The sequence below is a fragment of the Polaromonas sp. P1_G1 genome (assembly GCF_056405595.1).
In genome coordinates, this window is the sequence record NZ_JBFUBU010000107.1 from 1 (window position 1) to 2,507 (window position 2,507).

The window sequence follows — 2,507 nt, forward strand, 5'->3', positions numbered from 1 at the left end:
TCGCGTCCACCTTGCCTTCGCCGAACTCCCGGTTCACCGACAGCACCTCGGACTCGAAGGTGATCAGCACGTCGCCGATATTGCGCTGCAGGAACACGGTGGTCGCATCGCGCCCGCCCTTGCCCAGCACCGGCACGTTTTTGTAGAACTTGCCGACGAACTCGGCGGCCTGTGCATCGCTCATCCCCTTCTTCCTGGCGTAACCCCAGGCGGCCAGGTAGGCGTAGCGGCCGTTGCCGCCGGTCTTGGGGTTGACCACGATCACCTGGATGCCGGGCTTGATCAGGTCGTCCCAGTCCTTGATGCCCTTGGGATTGCCGTTGCGCACCAGGAACAGCATGGTCGAGGTGGTGGGCGAGGCATTGTCCGGGAACTTCTTCGTCCAGTCCTTGGCGACCACACCGGCATTGGCCAGGAAGTCCACGTCGGTCGAGGTGTTCATGGTGACCACGTCGGCGTCCAGGCCGTCGGCCACCGAACGCGCCACCGCGCTGGAGCCCGCATGCGACTGGTCGACCTTGACGTCCTTGCCGGTGGTCTTTTTGTAGTGGGCGATAAAGGCCGCGTTGTAGTCTTTGTAGAACTCGCGCGCAACGTCATAAGAACCATTGAGCAGCGTTTGCGTTTGCGCCAGGGAGATACCGCTCGTTGCCAGCGCCAGGGCCGCAAGTGCGATTTTGAATTTTGGGGAAGTCATGCCGTTTCCAGGGATCCGAAAGAAGAAGAGGAAGATATTTGCGGAGAAGAAAAATCAAGCCGCGGCGCCGAAAGCGAGGCGTCACCGGCCAGCGACTGCAGCAAGGCAATGCCCAGCGGCCATTCACCGTGGCCCGATTCAACGTTGATGTGCCCCGCGTCCTGCAAGCGCACAAACTCGCTGCCCCAGGCGCGGGCATACGCGCCGGCCAGGCGAACCGGACAGAACGGATCGTTGCTGCTGGCCACCAGCACGCTGCGGTAAGGCAGCTTCTGGTAAGGCACGGGGGCGAAGTCGCTCAGGACGGCGCGGCGTTCCGGGTCGGCCGGCGCCACCAGCAAGGCGCCCTGGATGCGTTCGACCGCTTCAGGCGGCAGATGCGCCGTCGCGATGCAGCCCAGGCTGTGCGCGACGATCACCACCGGCTCCTTCTGCAGCTGGATGGTGTTGGCGATAGACGCCACCCAGGCCTTGCGCGAAGGCGTGATCCAGTCGTCCTGCCGCACGCGCACCGCATTGCCCAGGCGTTCAGCCCACAGGCTTTGCCAGTGGCCGGGACCGGAGTCGCGCCAGCCGGGAACAATGATGAAGCGCACTTCGCGTGAATCCGTCGGCTTGATTACTTATTAGGCTGCGGCGTGATGCGCAGGTAAGGCTTCACGGCCTTGAAACCCTTGGGGAAACGCTGTGCCAGTTCGGCCGGGTCTTGCAGGCTGGGCACGATGATCACGTCGTCGCCGTCCTTCCAGTTCACCGGCGTCGCCACCTTGTAACCATCGGTCAGCTGCAGCGAGTCGATGACACGCAGGATTTCGTCGAAGTTGCGGCCCGTGCTGGCGGGATAGGTGAAGGTGGTGCGGATGGCCTTCTTCGGGTCGATGATGAACACGCTGCGCACGGTGGCCGTGGGGCCGGTGCTCAAGGCGTTCGGGTGGATCATGTCGTAGAGGCCGGCCACCTTGCGGTCGGCATCCGCCAGGATGGGAAAGTTCACCGTGGTGTTCTGCGTCTCGTTGATGTCGTTGACCCATTTGCCGTGGGATTCCAGCGGATCGACGCTGACTGCGATGGGTTTGACGTTGCGCTTGGCGAATTCACCGCTCAGCGCAGCGGTTTTGCCGAGTTCGGTGGTGCAGACGGGGGTGAAATCAGCGGGATGCGAAAACAGCACAACCCAGGAATCGCCAGCCCATTCGTGGAAGGAAATCTTGCCTGCGGTGGAGTCCTGGGTGAAGTCGGGGGCGATGTCGCCGAGTCTGAGGGTTGCCATGGTTTGCTCCTTGAGGTTGCTTGATCGAAGCATTGTGGGGAGCAGACGTTAAAACTCAAAAGAATATATTGCTCTTAATTTATTTGGATTTGTGCATAACGGTTGGTTTCATCTTGTCCTGACGGGTGGGATCTTGCTGAGGATTGCTGGCCGGGGGTAGCCCGGCGGCTACTCACTTTTCTTTTGCTTCGCCAAAAGAAAAGTAAGCAAAAGAAAAGGCGACCCTGGTTGCTGCGTCCCTGCGCTTCGCTACGGGCAACCTGCGGTGCTCGGTCCAGCCGGGGTCTCGCTAAACTCGCTTCGCTCAAACAACGCGATCCCTGATCCGTCTGGCCCTGCGCTCCTCGGCGCATCCACAAGGGGTGGGGATAGGAATACCAAATACCTGAAGAAACAAGGGCTCGCCAAGGCGAGTCCTTGTTTGTCTTGGTTTGTTCTTTGTATTTCTGTCTTCTGTTCCCGCTTCCGTTCCCGATTGCCCCGTCCTGGCTGGGCCGAGGAGCGCAGACGTAGGCGGATCAGGGATCGCGCTTGTCTGAG

General features: G+C 61.0%; 3 protein-coding genes. All 3 read right to left on the minus strand.

Features of this window, described 5'->3' with window-relative positions:
- Positions 1 to 697 (minus strand): sulfate ABC transporter substrate-binding protein (locus tag AC1D1Y_RS25870; RefSeq protein WP_477684875.1); only part of this gene is annotated, 697 nt, incomplete at its 3' end.
- Positions 694 to 1,293: an RBBP9/YdeN family alpha/beta hydrolase gene (locus tag AC1D1Y_RS25875; RefSeq protein WP_477651693.1), complete on the minus strand. Its 600-nt coding sequence runs from the start codon at positions 1,291 to 1,293 to the stop codon at positions 694 to 696. The genes AC1D1Y_RS25875 and AC1D1Y_RS25870, both read right to left, overlap by 4 nt.
- Before the next feature lie 23 nt (positions 1,294 to 1,316).
- Complete coding sequence (locus tag AC1D1Y_RS25880; protein WP_477651692.1) at positions 1,317 to 1,967, minus strand: peroxiredoxin; 651 nt, start codon at positions 1,965 to 1,967, stop codon at positions 1,317 to 1,319.
- Positions 1,968 to 2,507 lie beyond the last annotated feature (540 nt).

Excerpts from the sequence above, each read along its gene's own strand:
- AC1D1Y_RS25880 (WP_477651692.1), bottom strand. The coding sequence starts at position 1,967 with ATGGCAACCCTCAGACTCGGCGACATCGCCCCCGACTTCACCCAGGAC.